Origin of the sequence: Massilia frigida (assembly GCF_011682175.1) — a bacterium.
GTDB lineage: Bacteria > Pseudomonadota > Gammaproteobacteria > Burkholderiales > Burkholderiaceae_D > Telluria_A > Telluria_A frigida.
On record NZ_WHJG01000165.1, the window covers coordinates 1 to 644 of the forward strand.

Annotated in this window: 1 protein-coding gene; it reads right to left on the reverse strand. The window is 66.9% G+C overall.

Features of this window, described 5'->3' with window-relative positions; genetic code table 11:
* Nucleotides 1-174 precede the first annotated feature (174 nt).
* Nucleotides 175-471 carry a hypothetical protein gene (locus F2P44_RS34510; RefSeq protein WP_167094605.1) on the reverse strand — a complete coding sequence of 99 codons (297 nt, stop codon included), beginning with the start codon at nt 469-471 and terminating at the stop codon, nt 175-177.
* Between the last annotated feature and the right edge of the window lie 173 nt (nt 472-644).

Consider the following 644-nt stretch of genomic DNA (forward strand, 5'->3'; position numbering starts at 1 on the left):
GGGGGGGGGGGGGGGGGGGGGGGGGGGGGGGGGGGGGGGGGGGGGGGGGGGGGGGGGGGGGGGGGGGGGGGGGGGGGGGGGGGGGGGGGCCCGCGGCGCCCCCCCCCCCCCCCCCCGGCCCCCCCGCGGCGCGGTCCCGGCCCGGTGGCCCGCGTGGGCGCTGCAACGACGCGACTATTTTTTACGCACCAGCCCCATTACACTGCGCGCCGCCTTGATCAGCGACAGTCCAATGGTCAGCATCGGCAGCACCTTGCCCGATTTGGCCACCACCAGTCCGATCACGGTACTGGCAATCCCCAGCGGCAGCTTCATCGCGCCGCCGCCAAACAGTTTGCCGATCCCGCCCGCCGGATGACTCAAAGGCGTCATCAGCGCGCCAATCTCGCGCGCCGCATCGCGCCGCTGCATCGAACACTGCACAATCAGGGCCTCGCGCCGTTCGGCCAGCGACAGTTTGTCGTTACTCATCGGCGTGCCCCGCATTCCTGATGAAATTGACGTCCTTGTTCAGTTCAGCCCATGTCGTTATACACATCTTTTTTTATAATAAAATCAACGACTTGCGCCTGACATCGCTAGGGCGCCGTCGACATGAAACGACAGAGAATCAGTGCGGTTGATCTTAAAATACCCGCATTTCG